We start from the raw sequence: 25,399 nt of genomic DNA, 5'->3' as shown, positions 1-25,399 counted from the left end.
TGCCGCCTTTCCAAAAGGAGAAGTGTTTCCGCCGAGTTGGAAGGGAGGTTATTCGGAACTAACCGTTCTTCTGGTGGTTGTACTTCATGACGAGCCAGAAGAGGTGCATGTATGTCATTTCCCAGCCAAGACGCCATGGCGAATAAACTTTTGGCTTTGCTCCCGCCTGACGATTATGCTGCGATCATCCGTGAAACCGTGCATGTCGATCTTCCGCGGGGTGTCATTATCGCGGAAAAAGGCCGGTCAATCACAAAAGTCTATTTTATGACATCCGGCATCGGCTCCATTGTGGTGACGACCGCTGAAGGTCACCGGGCCGAGGCGGGGCTGTTTGGATTTGACGGTTATGTGCCGACCTCGGCAATTGCCGGTGTTGAAACAAGCTCTTACGATGTCTTCATACAGGTCGCAGGCGAAGCGTACGAAATACCCTATGATCGATTTCGTCATTGGATGGCCAGTAGCTGCAATTTCTCCAATATCATGATCCGGTCAATAGAAGCCTTTTCGGTTCAACTGGCCCACACTGCGGCTTCCAACGCCATTCACGATGTTCCTCAACGTCTCGCGCGCTGGTTATTGATGTGTGACGATCGGATATCTGGCAGCGAAATCGCCCTGACCCATGAATTCATGTCTATCATGCTTGCGGTCCGGCGACCAAGCGTGACCACTTCGCTCCATATATTGGAGGGGCTAGGGCTGATCAAATCCGTGCGCGGAGCGGTACTCATTCGCAGCCGCCGAGGATTGGAGCAATATGCGTTGGATGCTTACGGCTGGCCGGAAAAAGAGTATTCACGTCTGATGGGCAGTTTTGACCGCGCCCGTTCCGATCCGGTCTAACCGCTCAGACCAAAAAGACGACGATATTCCTCTTCCGGTTTGCCATAGGCTTCACCGGCAAAATCCTCCAGACCCTTTCGATCACGAACCGTAATACGGCCTCTTTCGGATATGATCAGCTTTTTCCCTTCCAGCACGTGCAGGCCGGTCGTGATGCTGGGACGTCTGACGCCGAGCATCAACGCGATGAAATCGTGGGTGAGCACGATTTCATCCCCGTCGGTCCGGTCGTGAGACATCAAAAGCCAGCGAGCCAGACGTTCGTGAATATGCAGATTAACATTCGCCCAGACTGTGTAGGATAATTGCGAGGCGAAGGTCTGAATGTAACGAGCCAGCAAATTGGCGAACAAGCTGTTGCGGTTGATTTCCGCACGCGCCGAACCGATTTCGATCCGATGGCCAGAACCGCTGACCTGCATGACGACCTCATGGATACTGGTCGTTGCGCCAACGGCCGCCGATGTGGGCGAAAATCCCTCGCGACCGAACATGCCCGCTTCCACCATTGGACCTTTATCGGACACGGTGATGACCGATCCGATGCCTTCGCAGAGAAAGTAAATATAATCGATAGGTTGGTCAGCTTTAACGAGTACCTGTCCACGTTCCAGGGTAACAGGCTCCAATAAAGTTTGAATTTGATTGTAGATGTCTGGCGGAAGGCTTTTTAACAGGCGGTTTTTCACTGTATTGCTGTCGTACATCTTGTTTTTCTTCGGGCAGAGTACGAGCGCCTCGCCGTCACGCTCCCAATCCTCTTTGACGGTTTTAAGTCTATAACACTTTGATCCAGCAAATGATTTTTGGTACGCTAGCGGACAATTCTGGCAAAGCCAGCCAATCAGGAGCCACTTTCGGGCAAGCCGCTTTGTTGAGATGTACTTCAAAAACGAGCAGCTTTGCAGAAATGGGAATTAGAAGGGGAGACCGATAGTGGCAACGGGTGGACTGAAGAACGGAGGCCACGGGAAAGCTATATGGTCTGTACGTTAGCAGACCCTTTGATACGCGGCTGAGAAGTAGGCGCATAATGGTTTTTTAATGGAGGCAGACATGCCATTATTCCACGAAGCAAGCCGCATTTACAGCCAGGTCGAGGTCGACTTCATGCGCAGTTGTTATACATTGGCGGCGATCCTCCTCGAAGAGAGTGAACATGAATATTCGGGCCGGGATTTGGCGTCATCCATCCTGCTTTTCTATGATAGCGGGCTGCGGGACCAGAACTATATTGTAGAGCTTTCCGCCCGGCTCTCGCACAAGAAGTACGCAGATCGTCATCAGCTGAACACTGGGGTAGCAAATTTCAATGCACGCCAAGGGGTCATTGCGGATGACACCTAACTGTGCTTGTTTTCAAAGGAACCGCTTTCGGCTTGAAAACACCGGTGTTCTAAACCTTTATGAACAATGCTGATGCTTTGCGCATGTTTCTGAACCGCAGCGCTGTCGAGATCGCTCCAGAGTTGATTGGCTGGACGTTTCGTGTCGGCGAAATCGGCGGCGTGATTGTCGAAACAGAAGCTTATTGTAAAACTGACCCGGCCTCTCACAGTTTCTCTGGTCCGACGCGTCGAAACGCCTCCATGTTTGGAAGTCCGGGCAGCGCCTATGTTTATCGGATATATGGCCTGCATTGGTGCATGAACATTGTCTGCGCCGATGCATCTGCCGTGCTCCTGCGGGCAATCGAGCCGCGACAGGGCATACCGCTCATGCAGGAACGGCGAGGTATGACGGACGTTAAGCAGCTTTGTTCGGGGCCGGCGAAGCTTGCTCAGGCTTTGGCAATTTCCGGCGAGTTGGATGGGGCTGCACTCGATGCCGCCCCGTTTTTGCTTTCGGCGCCTGAACAGCCATGCACTGTGGATTGCGGTCCGCGCATCGGTATCAGTCGAGCAGTTGAGGAACCCTGGCGCTTCTGGTTGCGAGGGTCCGGTTTTGTCAGCGGGCCAAAATCGCGTTTGAATGCCCCGAAAGTCTCGCCGTAACGGTCCCGGAAACTTAGCAAAGTTGTCTTGGCGCGCCTGATTTAAAAGACAAGCGCAGGCGGCAGTTTGGAACAAACCCCAATTCGCAAGGTTAGGACGCAAGCTCCTGTCACTCCAAGTGGCTCACAACCGTTGAAAAAGGGGAAGCGAACCATGCCCACGAGCAAAAGGCCGAGCGCCGAAGACAAGCCGATTACAATCCACGACCAGAAGCTTTTTCCCGGCAACAGTGGCGATCTTCACCAGATTGCGACTGACGATGTTCCGGTCATGACGACATCTCAGGGCGGGCCGGTATCAGACGATCTGAACACGCTTAAAATCGGCGAATCCGGCCCAACGCTGATCGAGGATTTCCATTTTCGGGAAAAGATTTTTCATTTTGACCATGAACGCATACCGGAACGTGTCGTCCATGCGAGAGGTTATGGCGCGCACGGTTATTTTGAGACCACCCGGTCGATCTCCGAATATACGCGCGCAGATATATTCCAGCGCGTTGGCGAGAAAACACCGGTCTTCGTCCGCTTTTCAACGGTTGCGGGTTCAAAAGGCTCATTCGATCTCGCCCGTGACGTGCGCGGTTTTGCGGTCAAGTTTTACACCAAGGAAGGCAATTGGGATCTCGTCGGCAACAATATACCAGTCTTCTTCATTCAGGATGCGATACGCTTCCCCGACATCATTCATGCCGTGAAGGAAGAGCCGGATCGCGCCTTTCCGCAGGCGCAGTCCGCTCACGATAATTTCTGGGATTTCATCAGCCTGACGCCGGAATCCATGCACATGATTATGTGGATTATGTCGGACCGCGCAATCCCACGCTCGTTTCGCTTCATGGAAGGGTTCGGTGTCCATACGTTCCGCTTCGTGAACGAGGACAATCAATCGACATTCGTCAAATTTCTCTGGAAACCGAAGCTCGGACTGCAATCGGTCGTCTGGAACGAGGCTGTGAAGATCAACGGGGCCGATCCGGATTTTCACCGGCGCGATCTCTGGACTGCCATTCAAACCGGTAACTTCCCGGAATGGGAATTGTGCGTGCAACTCTTCGATCAGGAATTTGCGGACAGCTTCGATTTCGACGTGCTGGATCCGACCAAGCTGATACCCGAAGAAATTCTCCAGCCGATTTCGGTCGGTCGGCTGGTCCTCGACCGCATGCCGGAGAACTTTTTCGCGGAGACCGAGCAGGTTGCCTTCATGACGCAGAATGTGCCGCCCGGCATCGATTTCTCAAACGATCCCTTGCTTCAGGGGCGCAATTTTTCCTATCTGGACACGCAGTTGAAGCGCCTCGGTGGACCGAATTTCACCCAGCTTCCCATCAACGCGCCCAAATGTCCGTTTGCGCATTTTCAGCAGGACGGGCATATGGCGATGCGCAATCCGGACAGCCGGGCCAATTATCAGCCCAATTCCTGGGGGAAGGGGCCGCGCCCCGATCCAGTCAACGGCTTCCGGTCTTTTGAAGCGCAGGAAAGCGGTGAAAAAGTCCGTTTGCGCCCGGAGAGTTTTAACGATCATTATAGCCAGGCTCGCCAATTCTATCTGAGCCAGACATCGGTTGAGCAAAGACATATTGCGATGGCGTTGACCTTCGAACTGTCGAAAGTAGAAACGCCCATTATCCGCGAACGGATGGTCTCGCATTTGATGAATATCGAAGAGGGGCTGGCAAACGAAGTCGCGGAGAGGCTTGGCATCCGCACAATGCCAAAGCCTGCCGATGCTCTCGCACCCGTTCGCCGGGATCTGCCTCTGTCGCCAGCGCTCAGCATTATTGAAAATGGTCCCTCAAGCTTCAAGGGCCGCAAGATCGGCGTTCTCGTGGCGAATGGGACGGATATGGAACTGGTTGAAGCGATCCGTGAGGCGGCTGTGACAGAAGGAGCGGTGATAGAACTTGTCTCTCCAACAGTTGGCGGTTTTGAGACCTCCGCTGGCGAATGGATCGTGTCCCATCATATGATTGATGGTGGCCCCTCTGTTATGTTTGACGCCGTTGCCCTTGTCCTGGCAGAAGAGGCGGCCAATAGATTAACCGGAGAAGCTGCAGCGCGTGATTTCGTGGCTGATGCTTTTGCGCATTGCAAGTTCATCGGGTTCAATTCCGGAGCTCTCCCGCTCCTTGCAAAGGCGGGCATAGCGCCGGATGCCGATAAGGGCCTGCTTTCCATCGACAGTGCGACTTCGATCCCGGTTTTTGTAGAAGCTTGCCGCAAGCTCAGGTTCTGGCCGCGCGAGGAGGCCGTAAAACTGTAACCAAGTGGCCTCCCCCGTTTGTCCGCTAATGCAGTGAGAGAGACATGAACAATCAACCCAAATCAGTTCGCACCGCAGACGATGATCACTATAGCAAGCCTGGACCAGACGAGGAAACCGGAGGCGTCACCGGCGCCCTGGGAGAAGGGCTATCGGCATCCTATGCGCCTGAACCCGCTTTAAGCAAGCCTGTGGTCTATTTGAAGAAAGGCTGCCCTTTCTGTTTCAAACTGCGGCTCGCATTTCTGGAAGCCGGAATGCTTGATTGTATTGAGCTTATCGAGTTTGCCGAAGGAACAACTGAGCAGGCTCAGATCAGGGAAAAATTGTCCCCGGTGCTGGAGGATTTGAGCTTCCCCGCTGCAGAGGTCGAGCGGGGCAAGTACATGAAAGGCTCCGATGCACTGATCAAGTATTTTCTCGGTCAGAAGGGCATCAAGGCCGAGGCACTCCCGACGCTACAGGCTTATATTGACGGGCCATTCGCTCAGCTTGTTGAGCGCGTTAAAAACGATTAGCGAGATGGGGTCGAGGATGAGCCCGAATTCCTTGCACAAACTGAAGGGTGCTGGCTATCTCGTTTCCACGCTAAGCGTTTTGCTGTTGGCAGTCGTTAGTTGGGACGGCGCGCAGAAAAGTATTTTGCTGACGATATGTTTGATATCCGGCGCGGCAACATCCATTATCGGCATGTTCTGCCGCTGGCTTACCTATCAGATTGAGAAGAACCAACAGAATGGCGATTGAATAGTCGCGCGACGAATTATCACTCTGTCTTCGCGTTCTAATTGCTTTTAGCAAGACATCTCCAGCCGATTACCTTCGCCGAAGCCACTTTCCTTGCAGAACTCCATTTCAGTAGCGTCGCGATCAGCACTTAAGGGCAGCAGCCAACTCGCGTCAATTATCTCGTAAATAGATGTATATTATAAGTTACTAATTTTCTCTATGTTAACTTTAATTCAGATTACCCTAAACAAGTCATCACGAAATTGTATAAGTATATTGCGTGGGTTTGTTGCATTGGTCACGTGTTCTAGGCGCACTCTGACCAGCACGACGGAGTGTCAACGGATTCGGAGGGAAGAATGCTAAGATATCTGACCATGGTGGGGGCTATCGCGGTTGGTGCAACAATTGCGCCGCCACTCGCTTTCGAAGCAAAAGCTCAAACGACTGTCGAGTGCCGCTCAAGAGACTATAAATACGATGAATGCTACGCCGGGCCGCTGTCCAGGCCACAACTTATCCATCAAACGTCAAGTTCTGCTTGCATACTGAACCGCACGTGGGGATACAATCCAAAGAGCCGCTATATATGGGTAGCGCAAGGGTGTTCCGGCGTATTTGCAGATGTCGGTGGCTATCACCATGGCCGGGGCGATGGGTTCGATCCGGGTGCGCGCCAGTATGATCATCATGGTCATGATATTGGCGGTGTTGTCGCAGGTGCAGTTCTCGGTGCAATCGTCGAGGGAATGGTTGCCGATAACAAGCACAAACACAGCCATGCAACAAGCAACTACCGTGACTCCGGTGACTATAATGGCTGCCACGGCATTGGGTGCGCTGTCGACAGGCCGGATAGCTCTGAGCGTATCGATAACACACCGCAGTTCGATAGAAACGGCGAACCCAACTACGATACGCATGGCAATTATATCGGCTGTCACGGTGTCGGATGTTTGGTGGACAGCCCTGATTAGCAGATTGCATAGATGAGGGCGCGCGAACGCGCCGCCATTATCTTTAAAACGCAAAGCAAATGGCAATGTTGTTATGCGTCGTCAAAATAAGATTTCGTATTTACTTCGAATCTGCCATAGAAAAGAAGCTCTTAATGGGCAGGGGCGCGGCGGCTGTTAATATTGGCCGTCGGGTGGATTAATCTCTGGCCGGATGCGTCGCTGCCACGAAATGACGTGGTCGCCCTTTTCTAAAAGTCAGGATGATATTGCAGATCGCGAACTACAGGAAGTCAGCTAACAAAGACCTCTAAAAATGCAGTCGTCGTCGTGTTTCCAAGTTTAAATGTTGCTCTGGTGCCGTGTTCTTTCGAGACGGGCTTGATCCAGCATAGCCTCGCGCGCGGCCATCTGTTCCCCCATATGAGGAGTATCGAATGCCACGATTGAAGTTAAAGTACCTCATACTTGCAGCTGTGCCTTTGGTAATCACTGGCTGTGTCACCGCAGATGAAGTCTTCCAAGACAAATGTTCGTCCTTCGGCTTTCGCCCGGGCACCGATGCCTTCGCGAACTGCATGATGCAACAAAGTGCGCTTCATGAACAAGATGAGCAGCGCGCTCAGGATCGCATTCAGGCACAGGAAGAGCGTGATCGTGAACGCAAGCGGGAGCGCCGCCGCCGTGAAGAAAGCCAGATAGATACACGGCCTCAGTTCGATAGGGACGGCAATCCGAACTTCGATACACAAGGCAATTATACCGGTTGCCATGGCGTGGGATGCGAAGTCGATAATCCGGATACCGACAACTAAACGGACGGCTGGATCAACAATCGAAAGTTTTCGTGCCGTTCTCGCGAGGGGGATACTGAATTCTTTTTAGTGTCCCCCGTTATATGCGCGTTCACTGAAAATGTACGAAAAAAATGCTCATTTGAAATGCATAAGCGATTAAATTTATTGTAGGGACAAAGACTTGGTGTTAGTCGATTTTTAAAAGGAGCGGCTATCAACCCTCCAAATTGCATAGCGCGGGTTCCCCCCTTTATTGCCCTCGCTATCGCGGTTTAAAGAAAAGGCCCTGAACTATGTTAACTGCTGCCCTGGAGTGGTCCGTTCCGATATTGCTTTTCCTTTGCGGGATCGCACTTATCGTCGCGGCAAAGTTGAACGCGACGACCAGAAAATGGGGCGTCGGTTTGTGTCTTTTGGGCGTCGGTTATTCGTTGATGCTTATTCGTACTGAAAGCTTTTCCGCTATTAAACCGCTTGGTGAAGATCTCCTGATACTATCGGGGATTGCGATTTGCTGCCATGCGTTTGCGAGCAAGTTTAAGCTTCGAGTACTATCTGTTTTTGATGCGCTGATCGTTTTTCTCGCTTTAGCAGCGGCTGCTTTTTCATTGTTCTATTTTCAAAGCATTAGACTGGAAAGTCTATCTGTTCTAACCGGATGCGCTGTTCTTTTGATTTCATATTTATCGCGCGTAAAATTTGGAATGAGAACCGTTAGTGAATGGATATTAATATCCGTTTTTTCTTTTGCACTTGTTTGTTTGTTGATGCAAGCGGCTGCATATATATTTGTTCAAGACGTCGATCCCAAAGTTGGTCTATGGAGTAATTCCATATGGGGCGTCTTTCTGCAATATACAGGTCTTTTCGGCGGTCTTATACTCGCGCTGTCAGTGCTTCTGACAATAAATTTGGATATCATTGCGGCCTATCGAGATAGGATAAGCCGAGTTCCCGATGCGCTTACCGTATCGAAATCGCGTGCGTTGGACCAGTCGTCTGTTACGGTCGAAGCCTCTGTGCTGCACAGCGGAGCGGAAATGCTGCATTCTTCCAGCACGTCTGTCGATTTTTCGAAGACGTCCACTATTTCGATGAATGGCGTAAAACAGCGGGAAGTGGAACCGACTGAATTTCGGGATATGGATGAAGCTATACGCGCATGTCTTGCCAAATTGACAAGCGCAGCCGAATTCTCCAGATCGCCGCGTGCGCGGAAATTTCTTATCTATATTGTCGAAGAAACCCTTTCAGGACGGGCGGACAGAATAAAAGAATATACAATCGCCCTGGATGTATTTGACCGGAAAAGCGGGCACGATCTCGCAGGCGATTCACTCGTCAGAACAAGTGCCAAGAGGCTCCGACAATCACTGGACGTCTACAATAACGGGAAGGGAAAGCTGGAACCCATCCATATCGCGATCCCCAAGGGAAGCTATATACCAAAGTTTTTCCGTAACATTCCGTCCGATATCAACCCCGTCTGACGTTTCGCGGTGGATGTGACGGTTACGTAACCTCCCCAAAACCTGTTGCTCATATAAGAACTATTCAAAGTAGCGTATTCTGATCGAGTGTTGGTCAATACGAGCGTGTAATGCGTTTAAGGGGTGCGCATGGTTGATCGGATATACTGGCTGTCCGCGGCTGGTTTGAGAAGCGAATCTTTAATAATCGGCGAACTGCGGATGGATTTCAGACGTGCCGCCTGGCGACTAAAATTGCAGAGCGCCATTTTTGGTCGCGAATATCCCTCTGCTCGAACACAGCCCTTTCTCGATAGAAAAGAAGTTCTACCTTCGCGTGAGTGGGTAATCGAAGTCCACAGATCCTCGTTGGTTGTCCGCACTCTCCAACGCAGGCACTGTGACAGACCGCTGTCAGTTCGCCCCCAGTTAACTGGCAGCGGTCGCCCTTTTGTTGCGCAAAACGAACGGTTTAGTACGGTTTTGAGCTCGGCGGTCGGATGAAGTGGCTCGACAGTATTCCCGAAGAATGGGGTAAGTTGCACAAGACCGATAAGAGTGCGGTCACCCTTACCCGGACGGGGCCAAATCAAATCCAGATTGTGGCCCCAGATCCCTTCGCGCTTATTCTGCTCACGCCGCAGATAAAACGGGAGACGAGAATAGGCTCCGACCGAAGCACCACTGCGAATGTCCCGGTTGGATCGCTGGAGCTGATTCCGGATCAGGCTGATCTCTTCGCGCGCTGGCGCACGCCAAAGGAAAACATCCTGTCCTGTTTCGGAAGCGATCGGTTGCGCAATCTGGCCGGTGTAGAATTTGAGACGGATGAGTTTGAGTTAAGGCCGTTGAGCCCTGGGCGGATAGATAAGACCGCATTGGCGCTTGCGCGGCTCATGCGGGAGGAGATTTTACGCGGAAACGACAGCTCCAATTTGCTGTATCTGGATTCCCTGAATGTCGCGTTATGGCTGCATCTCCTGCGAAATCATTCTTCCATTAGGAAAACTACATATAACAGTCTCGCAGGTGGTTTCTCGGCAAGGGCCTGGCGCACGGTGGACGATTATATGCGCTCGCATCTCGCAGATACCATTCCTATCGAAACCCTTGCGAGTTTGGCGCGCTTATCCGTCAGCCATTTTTCCCGCGCCTTTCGTCAAACTACCGGCAAAAGCCCGCATCAGTATCTCATTGATCTGCGTGTCGAGCGCGCAGAACTTCTCATTCGCGCCGACGATCTGCCGCTTGCCGAAATCTGGCGGATTTGCGGGTTTGGAAGCCAAAGCCATATGACTTCCCTGATAAGGGAACGCTTGCATACGACGCCCACAAAGATACGGCGTGGCGAAATATAACTGCGCAGGCAGGTTGTCTCTTAACCTGCCGCGTTCCAAAGAGCCGCCATTGTTCGAAAACGACTGTCATATCTGAATTCAATCAGAAAGGAATAACAGCATCTGATTTAGTAGCGATAACTCAGATATGCATGCTCATATAGCGAGTATCAGCAGCACCCTTTCTGGAAGGATTGCTGATAAATTCGGTAATTTTCAAAGGAGGCCCTTTCCATGACCGATCATTCCATCAAAGGCAAGACCGTCATTATTGCTGGCGGTGCGAAAAATCTGGGTGGGCTTATCGCGCGTGATCTCGCCTCTCATGGCGCCAAGGCAATCGCGATCCACTATAACAGCGCAGCAAGCAAAGCGGATGCCGATGCCACCGTTGCCGCTGTCAAGGCGGCAGGTGCGGAAGCCGTTGCATTCCAGGCCAATCTGATCACGGCTGGCGCGACGGAGAAGCTTTTCGCTGACGCGATTGCAGCCCTTGGCAAGCCGGATATTGCCATCAATACCGTAGGCAAGGTGTTGAAGAAGCCAATGACCGAGATCTCCGAGGCGGAATATGACGAGATGTCCGCAGTCAATGCGAAAGCCGCGTTCTTCTTCATCAAGGAAGCAGGCAAGCAACTGAACGATAACGGCAAAATCTGCACGCTGGTTACTTCGCTGCTCGGCGCTTATACGCCGTTTTATTCGAGCTATGCCGGTACGAAGGCTCCCGTCGAACATTTCACGCGCGCCGCTTCCAAAGAGTTCGGTGAGCGCGGGATTTCAGTGACCGCTATCGGACCCGGTCCCATGGATACGCCGTTCTTCTACCCCGCTGAAGGTGCGGACGCGGTGGCCTATCACAAGACAGCCGCAGCACTTTCGAGCTTCTCGAAGACAGGCCTCACGGATATTGGCGATATTGTTCCGTGGATCCGCTTGCTGGTCTCGGAAGGCTGGTGGATGACGGGTCAGACAATTCTCGTCAATGGCGGTTATACAACCAAGTAGACCAGTAAAGGTGGATCGAGTACGCTCGGTCCGCCAGTGCCTGTTCAGATTTTAGGCGATAGAGGAGCGAGACGATGCAGCGATTGATGATGTTCGGTTTGGTTGTGTTTGCTGTGCTCCAGTCTTCTCTTGCTTATGCCGATTTGAAGGCGGCGGATCGCCGGCTGAATGACCTTTATGGTCAGGTCATCAATGCCTTGCCGGATGGAAGTCAAGCGCAGCTCAAGGAAAGCCAGCGCAACTGGATCAAGTACCGCGACAGTGAATGCCGCTATCAGCAAGTAAACTACGCGATCATGGTGTCTGAAGCGGATTGCAAGGAAGTTCTGACGCGTCAAAGAATAGGTCTCTTGAGCCAACAGCTGGGTTGGCTGAAAAAAATCGGACAGCAGGACGATTCCGATGCAGCCATGGATTGCAGACAGGAGATTGGTGCGAAAGCGGCCAATATTCTCGTCAACCAATGCAAGGAAATTTCGCCCGCCACCAACCCGCCATGCAATTCGGGAAATTCATGCGACTTGATCAGGGATGAAATCAAGCGCGGTTGCGGCATGGTAAGCGGCAAGAAGCCATCCTATTGTCAGTAGCTCGATCCTCTGCAGGTAGGCAGGAATTCACTCAGCCAGAATGGCAGCCCTAAGCCAACGAATGGGATATCAACCGTCGTTGGGAAAGGTGCGCCCTAATAGCAGGTCGTTATAGATAAGGTAGTCACTTGTTCTCACCAATCATGTATGATTAACACATTGTTTTGATTGATTTTAATTAAACCGTGGGTTGTTGAATGCGCCCTTAAGTGTTAGTCGATCAGCAGACAGGACGGCGTAAGCAATCCACGTTTTTGCGTGGCATACTCGGCCTTCTGACATCAGTTAAGTCTGTATTCAACTAAATGATTGTAAAGGCCGCCGTATGATCAATTCCGCTTTGGAATGGTCCGTTCCACTATTGATCCTTGTTTGCGGTTTTGGCCTGATTGTTGCTGCCCGGTTCGGTTTTCCAACAATTCTATGGGGTCGCGGATTATGCCTGCTTGGAGCTGGCTATGGCCTGATGCTCTTTCGCACGGCCACATTCTCGGCGGTTAAACCTTTGGGAGAGGACTTGCTTATTCTGGCAGGTGTGGCCGTATGCTGCCGCGCGCTGGTTTACCATTTCAAAATGCCAAAGAAGCCGGTTTTGGAAATCGCTCTTGTCATGGTCTTCCTTGGCGCAGCTGCACTATCGCTGGCGCTTTTTCAAAGCGTCAGGCTTGAGACGCTGTCGATACTCAGTGGCAGCGCATCGCTGATATTGGCGTCTCTCTGGCAGGTGAGAGCAAAGAAGAAATCCTCTTCCGACAATGTAATTTTTGTGACCTTTATTGTCATCTTCGCGTTTCTTCTGGTTCAGAGTGTCGTCTATCTGTTTTTGAGCGACGTCGCGCCTGAGGTCGGCTTTTGGAGCCGTTCGTTCTGGGGCGTCATGCTGCAATATACGGGACTTTTCGGCGGCGTTATCTTAACGTTTTCTATTGTCCTTGCGGTGAGTATCGATCTGATCAACGGCTATCGCGATATGGCTCACACGGACTCGCTCACACGTGTTCCAAACCGCAGAGGTCTGCAGGCGTTCCTGCGCTCGTTTCAGCTGGCCAATGGGTCGGTTGAGCCAACGACAATCATTCTTGCGGATATTGATCACTTCAAAACGGTGAATGATCGGTTTGGCCATCATGCCGGCGATATGGTTTTGACTGATTTTGCTCAATTGTTACAGGAACGGGCTGGCCCGGGAAGCTGCGTGGCGCGCTTGGGGGGTGAGGAATTTGTTGCACTTCTGCCCGGAACTTCTGCGGCGGTTGCAACCACTCTGGCCGAGGATTTGCGCCAGACATTTGCAGCCAGACGATGGCGCCATATATCTGCCGATCTGCAGCTGACCGTGAGCTTTGGCGTAACAGTGCTGGAACAGGGCGAGCCGTTTAAATCGGCAATCGCCCGCGCCGACAGCTATCTCTATCGTGCCAAGCAACACGGACGAAATCGCGTTGAAAGGGATCGAGCGGCGTAGTTCGGCGTTGCTTCCGCCTTGCCCGTCGAACAATGGCCAATTTGCCCGTTCCTGTTTCAAGAGATAAATTAGCGACGCGGGTTGCGCCGTGCCCCGTGACAGCGCGAGCAAGGCATGCCATAGGAAGGCCAAGTTATCACAAGGCCTCCCACACTCATGATCCGTATCGACAATATCAGCAAGTCGAATAGCCATCGCATTCTGTTTATCGAAACCTCCGCCGCATTGAACCGTGGTGAAAAGATCGGTCTTGTCGGACCAAATGGCGCTGGCAAGACAACGCTTTTCCGCATGATCACCGGTGAAGAACTGCCGGATGAAGGTCAGGTCACGGTCGAAAAAGGCGTGACGATTGGTTATTTTAACCAGAATGTCGGCGAAATGGGCGGACGTTCGGCTGTCGCTGAAGTCATGGACGGCGCCGGGCCGGTCAGCATCGTTGCGGGGGAACTGCGCGAACTGGAAGCGGCCATGTGCGATCCCGATCGGCTCGATGAGATGGATGCGATCATCGAGCGCTATGGCGAGGTTCAGGCCCGCTATGAGGAACTCGATGGCTACGGGTTGGATGGCCGTGCGCGTGAAGTTCTGGCTGGGTTGAGTTTCAGTCAGGAAATGATGGACGGCGATGTCGGCAAATTGTCCGGCGGCTGGAAAATGCGCGTGGCGCTTGCCCGTATTTTGCTGATGCGGCCCGATGTTATGCTGCTCGACGAACCAAGCAACCATCTTGATCTTGAAAGCCTGATCTGGCTCGAAGCTTTTCTCAAGAACTACGATGGCGCGCTGTTGATGACATCGCATGATCGCGAATTCATGAACCGCATCGTCACCAAGATTATTGAAATCGATGGCGGCTCGCTTAATTCCTATTCGGGTGATTATGCCTTTTATGAAGGCCAGCGTGCGCTGAACGAAAAGCAGCAACAGGCCCAGTTCGAGCGTCAGCAAGCAATGCTGGCCAAAGAAATCAAGTTCATTGAACGTTTCAAGGCGCGCGCCTCTCATGCATCGCAGGTGCAGAGCCGTGTGAAGAAGCTTGAAAAAATTGATCGCGTGGAGCCACCGCGTCGGCGCCAGACGGTTGCTTTCGAATTCGCGCCCGCTCCGCGTTCGGGAGAAGACGTGGTCAGTCTCAAGGGCGTTAACAAAACGTACGGCAGTCGCACGATCTATGATGGGCTGGATTTCATGGTTCGCCGCCGTGAGCGTTGGTGCATCATGGGCGTCAATGGCGCCGGTAAATCGACGCTGCTGAAGCTTGTCGCAGGTGCAGCGGAACCAGATCAGGGCATTGTGAATCTCGGCGCCAGCGTAAAACTTGGCTATTTTGCGCAGCACGCGATGGATATTCTGGACGGCGACAGCACTATTCTCGAATGGCTGGAGCAGCGTTTTCCAAAGGCAGGGCAGGCTCCGTTGCGCGCGCTAGCTGGCTGCTTCGGCTTCTCCGGGGATGATATTGAGAAGAAATGCCGGGTGCTGTCCGGTGGTGAAAAAGCGCGGCTGGTCATGGCCGCGATGCTGTTCGATCCGCCGAACTTCCTCGTACTCGATGAGCCGACGAACCATCTGGATCTCGACACCAAGGAAATGCTTATCAAAGCGCTTTCATCTTATGAAGGCACGATGCTTTTCGTATCGCATGATCGTCGTTTTCTGGCGGCGCTTTCCAATCGCGTGCTGGAACTCACACCGGATGGCATTCAGCAATATGGTGGCGGCTATACCGAATATGTCGAAAGCACAGGACAGGAAGCACCGGGCCTGCATGTGGGATAATGCGTAAAAACAAATAGATAGAGTGGTTCCCCGATTCCGTTTGAACCGGAACCGCTCTAGGTCGCGACTTTCCGAAGCGACTTCTCGATTTCTCCGCCGCAATAGGCATCGCCATAATCATTGAAGCTTTTGGTATCCAGCGCAGCCAGCGACGGTATCTCCTGCATCCGCTTGGAAAGACCCCATATCATCGGTGAGGAATCTTTGATTATGGACTCAATTATAGCGAACCTGTCGGCCATCGTAGACCAAACGATAGAAGTCACTATGTCGGCGATGCCGGGCTTTTCAGTTCCAAGCATAAATCCTGTATCGACTTTAAGCCCGTTTCGCTTGCCAGTATCTTGAAAAATGCGGAGCCATTGGCGTAGTCGGGGAACGAATTCGGTCCATTTTTCACGCGTCCACATTTCACGTCCGCCGTCGAGCGTCAGTTCATCGATGACGTCGTTCGCATCGTTTACAATCTTGGCTGTCAGTGCTCGTTTTTCGATTGTTGTTGGCAGGAGTTCCAGCCTTTCTCCGAGGTACATGGCGATCGCGGGCATTTGTGACACCGCAAAATTGCGCGGACGATCAATCAGCACCGGTGGGCCCATAAATGCGATCGGCTGCTCCTCGACATCAAGGCGCATGACTTCTTCAATCTCGCCGAAATCATGTTCATCCCAGGAACATTCAGCATAAGCCAGAATTCCTCGAATGAACTGGCCGCGGAATGGTACTGGCCAGTAGTAAAGATCGAAATCGCTCAATTGCCACTCTCCTCCTCGCACGCATCAAGGATAACCGGCCAGACCAGCTGAGGTTCCATGTGTTGGAGCTAAGCGGCGATTACTGTCCTCGGCGGGTCAAGGAGACAGAGTTTTTTGGTCTGGTCAGGAGACTCCAGCGGAGATTTGGTTCAGCAGCGCAAACAGGATGGCGGAGAGGATCGCGGCGGCGGGGACAGTCACTACCCAGGCGGCAGCAATGGTCAGTGCATGCGAACGGCGAACCAGCTTGCGACGGCGACGCTCTTCTACGGGAACAGAATTCAGTGGTAGAGCCTGGCGTGCTTTCTTCAACCGCCGTTCTGTGTCCCATTCGCGGAAAAAGCCGACCCCAAAGATCGCACCGATGGCAATGTGGGTCGAGCTGACGGGCAACCCCAGCCAGCTGGCGAGAATGACCGTGATTGCGGCTGAGAGTGAGACGCAATAGGCCCTCATCGGGTTCAGCTTTGTGATCTGATTGCCAACCATGCGAATGAGTTTGGGACCAAATAGACACAAGCCGAAGGAAATGCCGCAGGCTCCAATCAGCATGACCCAGAGTGGTATTACAACGCCGTCAGTTAGCGTACCGGTCAGCGATGTCTGGACAATTGCCGCGAGTGGCCCGACAGCATTGGCGACATCATTCGCGCCGTGGGCAAAGCTGAGCAAAGCAGCCGAAACGACCAACGGAATGCTGAACAGGACTTTAAGCGACTTGTTACGGTTTTCGAGGCCCCGGGACTGGCGGCGAATGACCGGGATCAAGGCAATCCAGCTTCCGATGCCAAATGCCAATCCGATAATCAAGGCTACCCCGATCGACACGTCGATCAGCTGCTTCAGTCCTTTCATGATCAGATAGGTTGCAAAGGTCCCCGCCATGAGCCCCACAAGGATGGGCACCCAGACGCGAGCCGCAGCAATTTTATCCGCGCGATAGACGATACGGGCCTTGATCAGCCAAAGAAAACCAGCCGCTATGATAGCGCCCAACACGGGCGAAATAACCCAGCTTGCCGCGATGGCCGCCATCTGGGACCAATTGACTGCGCCGAGGCCTGCCGCGACGACACCCGCTCCGACGACCCCGCCGACAACCGCATGAGTAGTCGAGACAGGCGCGCCGATCCATGTCGCGAGGTTAACCCAGAGGGCAGAGGCAAGCAAAGCCGCCATCATTGCCCAGATGAACATCATGGGCGTGGCGAGCGTATCTGGCGCGATGATGCCCGTCGCCACGGTGGACACGACGTCAGCCCCCGCGATGAGCGCACCCGCACTTTCAAACACGGCGGCAATCGCAATCGCGCCGCCCATGCTCAACGCATTGGCACCGACGGCAGGGCCCATATTGTTGGCCACATCATTAGCGCCGATGTTCAAGGCCATATAGGCGCCAAAAACGGCCGCGGCGACGACAATCAGCGTCTGGCTGGTCTGACCGAGCAGCATGGCCGCGCCAAGCCCTGCAAGGATGATAAATACCAGCGCCACGCCCGGCGCTACGAGCGGACGTGAAACGTAACTCGCTGCCGTTTCGAGGTTGGCGAAACGGCCCAAATCTCGATCCAAGGTCTCTAAGTGCCGAGCTTCGAGATCTTCGTTTGCCATGATTTACTCTTGATTACTAACGCGATGTAGCGGCCGAAATAGCCGCTTGTGAATGGTCCATTGAAGGAATTTTGAGCGTTTTTAACTGTCACAATTGAAAAAAGTCAATGACTCGACGCGGCGAAGATGCCTTCGGTCTGTCATTTCATAAGAACCGTCGACAACTTACAGGCCCTTGAAACGGCACCCAGTCGCCGTGGCGAATAAATTACGGCGCGCAGAACGCCGTGATTATCGATTTGCCGGCTAATCTCCCGACGGCAAAGGTGCACCTCATTCTGCGGAGGAGGCGCGGCAGTTCTGTCAGGCCCCAGCTGCGACATGGGATTTCATGCCGCCTGACCTTGCAGCGATCGCCATGCAGGGCAGGATTTCAAATCCGCAATAGCACGAAAATACCGTCTTGACTCTCAATCTGACATGTTACATGTCTAATTAGGAAATGGGAGGAAATCATGCGAAATTATCTTCTGGGCGCCAGCGCGCTCTGTCTTGTCGCCTTGTCCAGTCCGGCTTCTGCTGCCTGTTCCGACGCGGATCGCGTCGAGATCACCTGGTCTACGATTGCAGGCTTTTACACCGACGCCATGGCGCAGCTCGTCAATGACTTTCAGGAAAAGGAATGCGCCAAGGTCAATGTCATCAACATTGACAATTCCCAGCTCTATAACAAACAGGTTATCGAGATGGTGGGGCAGACCGGCGCTTATGATGTCGTGACGCTCAACAACGCGGAATATGCGGAGTTTGCAGAAAACGGCTTCATTCTGCCGATGACGGATTTTCTGAAAGACAAGCAAAGCATCATCGACGATATTCACCCCACTCTCGCCAATATGACGATCCGTTATAAGGACGATCTGTGGGGATTGCCTTATTATACCTATTCCTCGGGCTTCTTCTATCGCGCCGACCTTTGGGAAGATCCAGCGGAGCAGGCCGCCTTTAAAGCCAAATATGGCTACGAGCTGGCGAAGCCTGCCGACTGGAAGCAGCATCGCGACATGGCCGAGTTTTTCACGCGCAAAGCGGGCGAAAAACTGAAAGGTGAAGTTCTGAAAAAAGACTTCTACGGTGTCGGTCTGATGGCCGGTCGTTTTCCCGACATTCAGGACGAGTTATCGGCGCCTTTGTGGGACATGAAGTCCGACTGGCTGAACAGTGAGGGCAAGGTTCCTGTCGATGACGTCGAGAAGGTCCTGTCCGATTATATCGAACTTCTGAAATTCGCGCCTCCCGCGGCTTTGACCGTCACCTATGACGGTGTCATGAACCAGATGCGCGACGGCCAGATTGCGATGACGCATGACTTCTTCCTCGACCAATGGCCAAATGCGGTCAAAACCGAGGAAAGCGTGCCCGGAGCGAAAATGGCCGTCGCGGAGGCACCGGGTAAAATGTCTTATGTCGGCGGCTTCCTTCTGGCGGTTTCGTCGAGTTCGGCAAATCCAGATATGGCAATGAAGTTCATTGCCCATATCGGAGGACCGGAAGCGCAGGCGAAGTTTGCATCCTATGGCGGTGCGACCACCCTCATGTCGATCCTGACCGATCCGAAATTCCAGACGCCGGAAGCGCGCAAGACCAATGGCGAATATGCAACGCTGGCCAAGGTCTTCGAGAGCATGAACGGTTTCGCGTCCAATCTCGTCTCCTCGCCATTTGGCGCCAAGATCTACAACACGATGCAAATTCCGTTGCAGTCAGCGGCGGCCGGTCAGTTGACCGCGCGGCAGGCGGCTGAAAGCCTTGCGACTGAAGTCGAGAAGATTTGCGGTGGTCCTTGCCCCATCGGCAAGTAAATATGGTCGGGGTCGGGACATGTTCCGACCGACCGATCAGTTGGCATATTTCGCGGAAGCGTTGAGCGCCCCGTCGGAAATGTCTGATATACATCGGAGCGGCTTTTGCCTTGAGGGCACCCGCAGGCCGCTCCGGTACCCCTACTCAGAAACAGTCCGGGTCCTGTCATGAACAGTTATCATGCTCCACCTGCAAAGGTGGCGTCCGACCGCGCATTCTCGGTCCTGCTTATCGTTCCCGCGATGCTGGTCATCGTTATCTTCGCGCTGTTGCCGCTTTATTATGCGGTGGACGTATCTTTCCGTTTTGCCGACCTCTCACGCGGCAAGCTGGGAGACTATGTCGGACTCGACAATTTCCGCACGATATTTGCCGACCAGGCCTTCTGGGCTGCGGTTTGGATCACGCTGAAATTCACCATCGTATCGGTCGGCCTGCAAATGTCGCTCGGCATAGCGATTGCGTTTCTCATCCACGGGGCGAGCTATGGCAAGGGCCTCATCCGGTCGATCATGATCCTGCCTCTGGCGACTTCGGCTGCCGTGACGGGGCTGTTCTGGCGCTACCTTTATGATACGCAGTTCGGCGTCGTAAACTGGGTGCTGGGCGCGTTCGGTCTGCCGGAGCCCAATTGGCTCGGCGATTTCAATATCGCGCTCTGGTCCGTCATTATTTTTGACGTCTGGCAGTGGACGCCCTTTGTGGCCCTGATCGTGCTGGCCGGGCTTCAGGCGCTGCCCAAGGAACCTTTCGAGGCTGCCGAACTGGACGGCGCATCCACATGGCGCGTCCTGCGCACGCTGACCTTTCCATTGCTCAAGCCGGTTCTGTTCCTGATTCTCGTGCTGCGGACCATTGATTGCGTTCGTCTCTATGATGCGGTCGCGGTGCTGACGCAGGGTGGTCCTGGCACCTCGACGGAAACCATGACCTTCTATCTCTATCGCACAGGCCTCAAGCTTTTCCGCATGGACTATGCTTCGACCATGGCTGTCTTTTTTCTTTACGTGATGCTGGTGGCGTCAATCTTCGCGCTCAAGCCTTTGCTCAAGCAGTTCACCGATCGTGCAGGGGAGGCATGAGATGTTGCAACACAAGACATCACCACTGAAAGAAATTCTGCGCTATGCGGCGATCCTTGTCGTACTTCTGTTCTTTTTCTTTCCGATTTTCTGGATGCTGCTGACGAGCTTCAAGCCGGAATCGGCGATCATGGTGTCGCCACCCCAGTTTTTCTTCACGCCGACACTGGAAAACTACCAGCATGCGCTCTTTGACAAGGGGTTCCTTTTCTATGTGCGCAATACGCTCATCATTTCGGTGATCTCGACTGCAATCGTGATCGTTGTCGGCTCGCTCGCGGCTTATAGTTTCGCCCGTTATAATGTTGGCGATGGTCATGTGCTGTTCTTCATCCTGTCCACCAAGATGATGCCAGCCATTGCGGTGATCCTGCCTTATTTTCTGATCTTCCGCGATATCGGGCGCACCGGATTTGGCAAGTTCATGCATTTGGGGCTCGACCAGCATGGCGCATTGATCGTGTCCTATGTGATGTTCAATCTGCCGTTCGCCATCTGGCTTCTGGTCAGCTTCTTTCAGGACATTCCGCGTGAACTGGAACAGTCGGCGCGTATGGACGGTCTCAGTCGCATGAAAGTACTGCGCAAGGTGACCTTACCGCTGGCTGCACCTGGCATTGCCGTGACCACGGTTTTCACCTTGATCTTCTGCTGGAACGAGTTCCTCTTCGCCTACATTCTCACCCGCAAATTTGCCTCGACGGTGACGGTCGGCGTTGAAAGCTTCTTCACCCTGCAAGGCATTCTCTGGGGTCCCGTCGCCGCAGCGGCAACGATCTCGGTCGCGCCGATGCTTCTCTTCGTCCTTTTGATGCAGCGCTATATGGTCCGCGGACTGACCTTCGGCGCGGTGAGGGGGTAACGATGTCTTTCTCACAAATCTGGGATGCGGGCTTCAAATCTGTGATGATCTATATCGGCGTTGTCTTCTTCTGGCTCTGCTTTCTTGAAGCGCATTTTCCTGACCGGGGGTTTTCGGTCACGATCATGAATATCGTCGCCGCCATACTCGCCATTGGCTTCTTCATTTTCGCCCGTCAAAGCTGCCGCAAGGAGCGCGCGCAGGCCGAAGCTGAAATCGCCGCCCTCATGAAAGAGGTGGACTGACCATGTATAGTTTTGTCAACGTCCATAAACGTTACGGCTTGCGAACGGTTGCGCTGCGCAAGATCAATCTGGATATTCAAAAGCGTAGCTTCTTCGTTCTCTACGGTCCAGCAGGTGCCGGAAAGTCAACGATGCTCAACCTTTTGGGCGGCATCACCAGGCCGACATCGGGCGATATTCAGCGCGACGGCGTTTCCCTGTTGCCGCTGCCGCCCGAACGGCGCGATGCTGCGATGGCGTTTGAAAATTACGCGCTTTATTCGCATCTGAGCGTCGGCGAAAACCTCGCCTTTCCGCTCAAGGCGCGCAAGATGTCGCGTGCGGAAGTCGAAGACAGGGTCAAGCGGGTCTCGGGGATGCTCGGCATCGGCCATCTGCTCGATCGCCGTCCGGGCTTCCTGTCTGGCGGGCAGCGTCAGCGCGTGGCTTTGGGACGCGCTATCATCCGCCCGGCCGACATTTATCTTCTGGACGAACCCATCGGCCACCTTGACGCAAAGCTGCGTCACCAGATGCGGGCTGAACTCAAGGCGCTTGCGCAAGACCTCAATGCGACCGTGGTGTTCACCACCACCTCCAGTCGTGAGGCATTGGCGCTCGGCGACCGCATCGCGGTGCTCAATCTGGGCAAGCTGGAACAGGTTGGAACCCCTGCGGAGCTTTACCACAGGCCCGAAAACGCTTTTGTTGCCTCCTTCATTGGCGATCCCCCGATGAGTTTCGTTTCCGTGCGTGTGACAGGCGAAGGCAAGAGCGTCGGACTGACAAGCCTGGCCGGTGAAAAGATTGTCTCCGATGAACATTTCAGCTGCTTCAGCAAGCTGGATGATCTCAAGGCCGGCTTCCGGGCGGAAGCGGTTTCGCTTGGTGAAGCGGGTAAGCCCGGCACGATTGCAGGGCAGGTCAGCGTCGTCGAGCATCTTGGTTATGCGAATATTGCCGTCGTCAATGTGGGTGGGGATCAGGTGTCGATATCGCTGCCGACAACGACCTCTGTGCGCGCTGGTGACAGGGTCGGCGTTGCAATCGATCCCGGCAAGTTTCAGTTGTTCCAGGGCGAAAAGGCTCTGGATGGAAGGGCCTGACAGATGGCATCGATAAGAGCGGAAAACCTCGTCAAGCGATACGGCACCGTGGAAGCCGTGCACCCGCTGAATTTTGAGATTAATGACGGTGAATTCGTTGCTATTCTGGGGCCTTCCGGCTGCGGCAAGTCCTCGACCATGCGCATGATCGCTGGCCTTGAAACTGTCTCGGATGGCGCCATTTATTTCGACGGTAAAAAGGTCAACGATGTGCGCGCTCGCGATCGCAACGTCGCCATGAGCTTTGAGAATTACGCACTCTATGCGCCGATTACCGTTTTCGAAAACATCGCCTTTCCCCTGCGCGCATCCGGCATGAGCGATGCGGAGGTAAAAAAGCGTGTGCGCGACATCGCATCCAAGATGGAGCTGGAGTCTTTGCTCTCGTTGCGTCCGGGCGGTCTGTCGTCGGGGCAGGCGCAGCGTGTTTCACTGGCGCGCGCCTTGGTCAGAAAGCCGTCGGTCTTTTTGCTGGACGAGCCTATCAGCCATCTCGATACGCGTCAGCGTTATCGCATGCGGCGGTTCATCAAGGCGATCCATCAGGAATTCGCCCATACGATGATCTATGTGACCCATGATCAGGAAGAGGCTCTTGCGCTCGCCGACCGCATCATGGTGATGAGCAACGGCAATATCCAGCAATTCGACGTCCCATCGGAGATTTATCAACGCCCGAAAAATGCCTTTGTGGCGGGATTTGTCGGCGAGCCGCCGATCAATTTTCTCCCCTATAAGGCAGCCTCTAACCGTGCACTGGATGTGGAGGGCAATCATATCGATCTGCCGGACCATCTGCTGCCGCGTCTGCAAGAGGTCGGGCCGCAGGGACAGATCGCCGTGCGACCGCATTTCCTGAAACTCGGCGCGCATGGTCCGATCCAGTTGAAAGCCAAAGCCTTCATTACCGAGGAATTGCAGGATCACAGCATTGTCTTTGCCGATGTCGGCGCGACCCGCATATCCATCGTTACAGCGCCGGATATTCGTGTGGAACGCGGTGAGGCGATCACGATTTCCATCGATCCGTCGCAACTGCTTCTGTTTCATGCGGCAAAGGAAGACCAGTTCAAATGACGCGCAAGGCTTATGATTATATCGTCGTCGGTGGCGGCACGTCCGGTTCCTATATCGCGGCTAAAATGGCCGAGCAGGGCGCAAGTGTTCTGGTTCTCGAAGCAGGCGGATCGGATCGCAATCCGCTGATCCAGATGCCGGCAGGTTATGTGAAGCTGCTGAATGCTGCGCGCTATATGTGGTTTTTCCAGTCGGTACGACAGGAACAGCTCAATGGACGCACACCGGTCATTCCATCCGGCCGCGTCATTGGCGGCGGGTCTTCGGTCAACGCGATGGTTTATATCCGTGGCCAATCCACCGATTACGACCGCTGGGTGGAGGCGACCGGTGACGAGAGCTGGCGTTACGAGCGCCTCTTGCCCCTTTTCCGCGCCATTGAAGGCAATAACCGTTTCAACGACGATCTGCATGGCAGCGAAGGACCGATGAAAGTGTCGGATCCGCTGCATGTCAATGAGTTGTCGCGAGCATATGTACAGGCAGCGCAGGCCACGGGCCTGCCCTTCAAGGCTGACTTCAATCGCGGTCAGCAGACCGGAGCGGGCTTTTTTCAGCTCAACACGCATAATGGTCGACGCTGCTCGGCAGCCGATGCTTTCCTCTATCCGGCGACGAAAACGGGGCTTATCGATATATCAAGCGGCAGCCTCGTTCATCGCGTGCGCATCGAAAACGGACGTGCAAAGAGCGTAATATTCTCGCGTGGCAATGCCGTAACCGAGATCGAGGCGCAAAAGGAAGTGGTGCTTTGCGCCGGGGCCATCGCCACGCCGAAAATCCTGATGCTGTCGGGCATCGGTCCGCAGCAGCATCTGAAGGCGCACGGCATCGATGTTGTGCTGGATCGCGCAGGCGTCGGCGAAAACCTTCAGGATCACACCGAGGTGCCGGTGCTTGCCTTCTGCAACGGCAAATACGGCTATTTCGGGCAGGATAAAGGCTGGAACCAGATCCGCAATGGCCTGCAATATCTTCTGTTCAAAAGCGGTCCGGTCACATCGAACGGGGTGGAAGCCGGTTCGTTCTTCGACCCGGATGATTTCTCCAACGACGCGAAGATACAGCAGTTCTGTATTCCGTCGGTTTATCTCGACCGGGGCACAACCGATCTGAAGCCGAGCTATGGCGTCACCATCAATTCCTGTGTGTTGCGTCCGGCGTCCAGGGGAACGGTACGGCTGAATTCTGGAAGGGCTGACGAACAGCCCCTGGTGAACCCGAATTATCTGTCCGATTCGGAAGATCTGCGCCTGTCTATCGCGGGCTTGCGTCAGGCGCGCAGAGTGCTGAATTCGGCGCCGCTCAAGCATATGGTCGACCGCGAAATCTTTCCGGGCACCGGCAAGGATACGGATGAAGAGCTGGCCAAACATGTAAGGGCATTCGTCAAAACCGTTTATCATCCGGTCGGTACAGCGCGAATGGGGCGCGAGGACGATCCGAATGCGGTTGTCACCAGCGATCTCAAAGTGATGGGTGTCGAGGGCTTGCGAATCGGCGATACTTCCGCAATGCCGAACATCATCAGTGGCAATACCAACTCGACGACACTTGTGATTGCGGCAAAGGCAGTTGAAGCCATGGCCGGTACTGTGACCGGTGCCATGGGTAGCAAGCGGGCAGGATGAT

24 protein-coding genes are annotated in these 25,399 nt (G+C 53.8%); 21 read left to right on the top strand and 3 right to left on the bottom strand.

Annotated elements, in window-relative coordinates; all coding sequences use genetic code 11:
• Window positions 1-111 precede the first annotated feature (111 nt).
• Window positions 112-849, top strand: a complete 738-nt coding sequence (locus QLQ11_RS20395; RefSeq protein ID WP_124915774.1) for a Crp/Fnr family transcriptional regulator — start codon at window positions 112-114, stop codon at window positions 847-849.
• On the opposite strand, the gene QLQ11_RS20390 is transcribed toward QLQ11_RS20395, so the two are convergent.
• Entirely contained in the window at window positions 846-1,556 is a 711-nt protein-coding gene (locus tag QLQ11_RS20390; RefSeq protein ID WP_121539071.1) for a Crp/Fnr family transcriptional regulator, read from the bottom strand. The two genes, QLQ11_RS20395 and QLQ11_RS20390, sit on opposite strands and share 4 nt — an antisense overlap.
• A gap of 349 nt (window positions 1,557-1,905) precedes the next feature.
• Between QLQ11_RS20390 and QLQ11_RS20385 the strand changes: the two genes are divergently transcribed.
• The 13 genes from QLQ11_RS20385 to QLQ11_RS20325 all read left to right on the top strand — a co-directional run bounded on the left by QLQ11_RS20385 (window position 1,906) and on the right by QLQ11_RS20325 (window position 15,244).
• Complete coding sequence (locus tag QLQ11_RS20385; RefSeq protein WP_235859015.1) at window positions 1,906-2,196, top strand: hypothetical protein; 291 nt, start codon at window positions 1,906-1,908, stop codon at window positions 2,194-2,196.
• Window positions 2,197-2,255: 59 nt separating this feature from the next.
• Window positions 2,256-2,843 (top strand): DNA-3-methyladenine glycosylase, encoded by a 588-nt coding sequence (locus tag QLQ11_RS20380; protein WP_121539070.1) that lies wholly within the window; start codon window positions 2,256-2,258, stop codon window positions 2,841-2,843.
• 153 nt (window positions 2,844-2,996) lie between these two features.
• Window positions 2,997-5,111 carry a catalase gene (locus QLQ11_RS20375; RefSeq protein WP_124915775.1) on the top strand — a complete coding sequence of 705 codons (2,115 nt, stop codon included), beginning with the start codon at window positions 2,997-2,999 and terminating at the stop codon, window positions 5,109-5,111.
• 44 nt (window positions 5,112-5,155) lie between these two features.
• The gene (locus QLQ11_RS20370; RefSeq protein WP_124915776.1) at window positions 5,156-5,629 is read left to right on the top strand and encodes a glutathione S-transferase domain-containing protein; all 474 of its coding nucleotides are present in this window, start codon (window positions 5,156-5,158) and stop codon (window positions 5,627-5,629) included.
• A gap of 16 nt (window positions 5,630-5,645) precedes the next feature.
• Window positions 5,646-5,858, top strand: a complete 213-nt coding sequence (locus tag QLQ11_RS20365; RefSeq protein ID WP_124915777.1) for a hypothetical protein — start codon at window positions 5,646-5,648, stop codon at window positions 5,856-5,858.
• A 341-nt stretch (window positions 5,859-6,199) separates the two neighbouring features.
• Window positions 6,200-6,817, top strand: a complete 618-nt coding sequence (locus QLQ11_RS20360) for a DUF3011 domain-containing protein (RefSeq protein WP_124915778.1) — start codon at window positions 6,200-6,202, stop codon at window positions 6,815-6,817.
• 416 nt (window positions 6,818-7,233) lie between these two features.
• Window positions 7,234-7,611 (top strand): hypothetical protein, encoded by a 378-nt coding sequence (locus QLQ11_RS20355; protein ID WP_109365606.1) that lies wholly within the window; start codon window positions 7,234-7,236, stop codon window positions 7,609-7,611.
• A 275-nt stretch (window positions 7,612-7,886) separates the two neighbouring features.
• Window positions 7,887-9,083: a hypothetical protein gene (locus QLQ11_RS20350; RefSeq protein ID WP_283735597.1), complete on the top strand. Its 1,197-nt coding sequence runs from the start codon at window positions 7,887-7,889 to the stop codon at window positions 9,081-9,083.
• A gap of 479 nt (window positions 9,084-9,562) precedes the next feature.
• Window positions 9,563-10,420 (top strand): AraC family transcriptional regulator, encoded by an 858-nt coding sequence (locus QLQ11_RS20345; RefSeq protein ID WP_124915780.1) that lies wholly within the window; start codon window positions 9,563-9,565, stop codon window positions 10,418-10,420.
• Window positions 10,421-10,633: 213 nt separating this feature from the next.
• A complete protein-coding gene (locus tag QLQ11_RS20340; protein WP_109365609.1) occupies window positions 10,634-11,407 on the top strand; it encodes an SDR family oxidoreductase in 774 nt (257 codons plus the stop codon).
• A 74-nt stretch (window positions 11,408-11,481) separates the two neighbouring features.
• Window positions 11,482-11,997, top strand: coding sequence for a lysozyme inhibitor LprI family protein (locus QLQ11_RS20335; RefSeq protein WP_124915781.1), 516 nt, complete (start codon window positions 11,482-11,484; stop codon window positions 11,995-11,997).
• Window positions 11,998-12,322: 325 nt separating this feature from the next.
• Entirely contained in the window at window positions 12,323-13,462 is a 1,140-nt protein-coding gene (locus QLQ11_RS20330; RefSeq protein WP_121539063.1) for a GGDEF domain-containing protein, read from the top strand.
• Between the two features lie 156 nt (window positions 13,463-13,618).
• Window positions 13,619-15,244 (top strand): ABC-F family ATP-binding cassette domain-containing protein, encoded by a 1,626-nt coding sequence (locus tag QLQ11_RS20325; RefSeq protein WP_121539062.1) that lies wholly within the window; start codon window positions 13,619-13,621, stop codon window positions 15,242-15,244.
• Between the two features lie 56 nt (window positions 15,245-15,300).
• On the opposite strand, the gene QLQ11_RS20320 is transcribed toward QLQ11_RS20325, so the two are convergent.
• Window positions 15,301-15,999, bottom strand: coding sequence for a glutathione S-transferase (locus QLQ11_RS20320; protein WP_124915783.1), 699 nt, complete (start codon window positions 15,997-15,999; stop codon window positions 15,301-15,303).
• 123 nt (window positions 16,000-16,122) lie between these two features.
• A complete protein-coding gene (locus QLQ11_RS20315) occupies window positions 16,123-17,613 on the bottom strand; it encodes an inorganic phosphate transporter (protein WP_124915784.1) in 1,491 nt (496 codons plus the stop codon).
• Window positions 17,614-18,068: 455 nt separating this feature from the next.
• Here QLQ11_RS20315 and QLQ11_RS20310 point away from each other — a divergent pair, with 455 nt between their 5' ends.
• From QLQ11_RS20310 to QLQ11_RS20280, 7 genes are all read left to right on the top strand, one after another.
• On the top strand, window positions 18,069-19,415 hold the full coding sequence (locus tag QLQ11_RS20310) for an ABC transporter substrate-binding protein (RefSeq protein ID WP_124915785.1): 1,347 nt from the start codon (window positions 18,069-18,071) through the stop codon (window positions 19,413-19,415).
• 168 nt (window positions 19,416-19,583) lie between these two features.
• A complete protein-coding gene (locus QLQ11_RS20305; RefSeq protein WP_124915786.1) occupies window positions 19,584-20,498 on the top strand; it encodes a carbohydrate ABC transporter permease in 915 nt (304 codons plus the stop codon).
• Between the two features lies 1 nt (window position 20,499).
• Window positions 20,500-21,360 (top strand): carbohydrate ABC transporter permease, encoded by an 861-nt coding sequence (locus tag QLQ11_RS20300; protein WP_121539057.1) that lies wholly within the window; start codon window positions 20,500-20,502, stop codon window positions 21,358-21,360.
• Window positions 21,361-21,362: 2 nt separating this feature from the next.
• Window positions 21,363-21,605: a hypothetical protein gene (locus QLQ11_RS20295; protein WP_171318087.1), complete on the top strand. Its 243-nt coding sequence runs from the start codon at window positions 21,363-21,365 to the stop codon at window positions 21,603-21,605.
• A gap of 2 nt (window positions 21,606-21,607) precedes the next feature.
• Window positions 21,608-22,690, top strand: coding sequence for an ABC transporter ATP-binding protein (locus QLQ11_RS20290; protein ID WP_283735598.1), 1,083 nt, complete (start codon window positions 21,608-21,610; stop codon window positions 22,688-22,690).
• A 3-nt stretch (window positions 22,691-22,693) separates the two neighbouring features.
• A complete protein-coding gene (locus QLQ11_RS20285) occupies window positions 22,694-23,767 on the top strand; it encodes an ABC transporter ATP-binding protein (RefSeq protein ID WP_109365619.1) in 1,074 nt (357 codons plus the stop codon).
• On the top strand, window positions 23,764-25,398 hold the full coding sequence (locus tag QLQ11_RS20280; RefSeq protein WP_121539055.1) for a GMC family oxidoreductase: 1,635 nt from the start codon (window positions 23,764-23,766) through the stop codon (window positions 25,396-25,398). Before QLQ11_RS20285 ends, QLQ11_RS20280 begins: the two co-directional genes overlap by 4 nt.
• Window position 25,399: the final 1 nt, after the last annotated feature.

Source organism: Ochrobactrum sp. SSR, assembly GCF_030067775.1.
In the GTDB taxonomy this organism is placed as follows: domain Bacteria; phylum Pseudomonadota; class Alphaproteobacteria; order Rhizobiales; family Rhizobiaceae; genus Brucella; species Brucella teleogrylli.
This window is presented reverse-complemented; position numbering and strand designations above follow the sequence as displayed.

Excerpts from the sequence above, each read along its gene's own strand:
- QLQ11_RS20360 (WP_124915778.1), top strand. The coding sequence starts at position 6,200 with ATGCTAAGATATCTGACCATGGTGGGGGCTATCGCGGTTGGTGCAACA.
- QLQ11_RS20350 (WP_283735597.1), top strand. The coding sequence starts at position 7,887 with ATGTTAACTGCTGCCCTGGAGTGGTCCGTTCCGATATTGCTTTTCCTT.
- QLQ11_RS20315 (WP_124915784.1), bottom strand. The coding sequence starts at position 17,613 with ATGGCAAACGAAGATCTCGAAGCTCGGCACTTAGAGACCTTGGATCGA.
- QLQ11_RS20340 (WP_109365609.1), top strand. The coding sequence starts at position 10,634 with ATGACCGATCATTCCATCAAAGGCAAGACCGTCATTATTGCTGGCGGT.
- QLQ11_RS20295 (WP_171318087.1), top strand. The coding sequence starts at position 21,363 with ATGTCTTTCTCACAAATCTGGGATGCGGGCTTCAAATCTGTGATGATC.
- QLQ11_RS20370 (WP_124915776.1), top strand. The coding sequence starts at position 5,156 with ATGAACAATCAACCCAAATCAGTTCGCACCGCAGACGATGATCACTAT.
- QLQ11_RS20310 (WP_124915785.1), top strand. The coding sequence starts at position 18,069 with ATGCGAAATTATCTTCTGGGCGCCAGCGCGCTCTGTCTTGTCGCCTTG.
- QLQ11_RS20395 (WP_124915774.1), top strand. The coding sequence starts at position 112 with ATGTCATTTCCCAGCCAAGACGCCATGGCGAATAAACTTTTGGCTTTG.
- QLQ11_RS20330 (WP_121539063.1), top strand. The coding sequence starts at position 12,323 with ATGATCAATTCCGCTTTGGAATGGTCCGTTCCACTATTGATCCTTGTT.
- QLQ11_RS20355 (WP_109365606.1), top strand. The coding sequence starts at position 7,234 with ATGCCACGATTGAAGTTAAAGTACCTCATACTTGCAGCTGTGCCTTTG.
- QLQ11_RS20385 (WP_235859015.1), top strand. The coding sequence starts at position 1,906 with ATGCCATTATTCCACGAAGCAAGCCGCATTTACAGCCAGGTCGAGGTC.
- QLQ11_RS20305 (WP_124915786.1), top strand. The coding sequence starts at position 19,584 with ATGAACAGTTATCATGCTCCACCTGCAAAGGTGGCGTCCGACCGCGCA.
- QLQ11_RS20280 (WP_121539055.1), top strand. The coding sequence starts at position 23,764 with ATGACGCGCAAGGCTTATGATTATATCGTCGTCGGTGGCGGCACGTCC.
- QLQ11_RS20365 (WP_124915777.1), top strand. The coding sequence starts at position 5,646 with ATGAGCCCGAATTCCTTGCACAAACTGAAGGGTGCTGGCTATCTCGTT.
- QLQ11_RS20290 (WP_283735598.1), top strand. The coding sequence starts at position 21,608 with ATGTATAGTTTTGTCAACGTCCATAAACGTTACGGCTTGCGAACGGTT.
- QLQ11_RS20335 (WP_124915781.1), top strand. The coding sequence starts at position 11,482 with ATGCAGCGATTGATGATGTTCGGTTTGGTTGTGTTTGCTGTGCTCCAG.
- QLQ11_RS20390 (WP_121539071.1), bottom strand. The coding sequence starts at position 1,556 with ATGTACGACAGCAATACAGTGAAAAACCGCCTGTTAAAAAGCCTTCCG.
- QLQ11_RS20325 (WP_121539062.1), top strand. The coding sequence starts at position 13,619 with ATGATCCGTATCGACAATATCAGCAAGTCGAATAGCCATCGCATTCTG.
- QLQ11_RS20345 (WP_124915780.1), top strand. The coding sequence starts at position 9,563 with ATGAAGTGGCTCGACAGTATTCCCGAAGAATGGGGTAAGTTGCACAAG.
- QLQ11_RS20300 (WP_121539057.1), top strand. The coding sequence starts at position 20,500 with ATGTTGCAACACAAGACATCACCACTGAAAGAAATTCTGCGCTATGCG.
- QLQ11_RS20380 (WP_121539070.1), top strand. The coding sequence starts at position 2,256 with ATGAACAATGCTGATGCTTTGCGCATGTTTCTGAACCGCAGCGCTGTC.
- QLQ11_RS20285 (WP_109365619.1), top strand. The coding sequence starts at position 22,694 with ATGGCATCGATAAGAGCGGAAAACCTCGTCAAGCGATACGGCACCGTG.
- QLQ11_RS20375 (WP_124915775.1), top strand. The coding sequence starts at position 2,997 with ATGCCCACGAGCAAAAGGCCGAGCGCCGAAGACAAGCCGATTACAATC.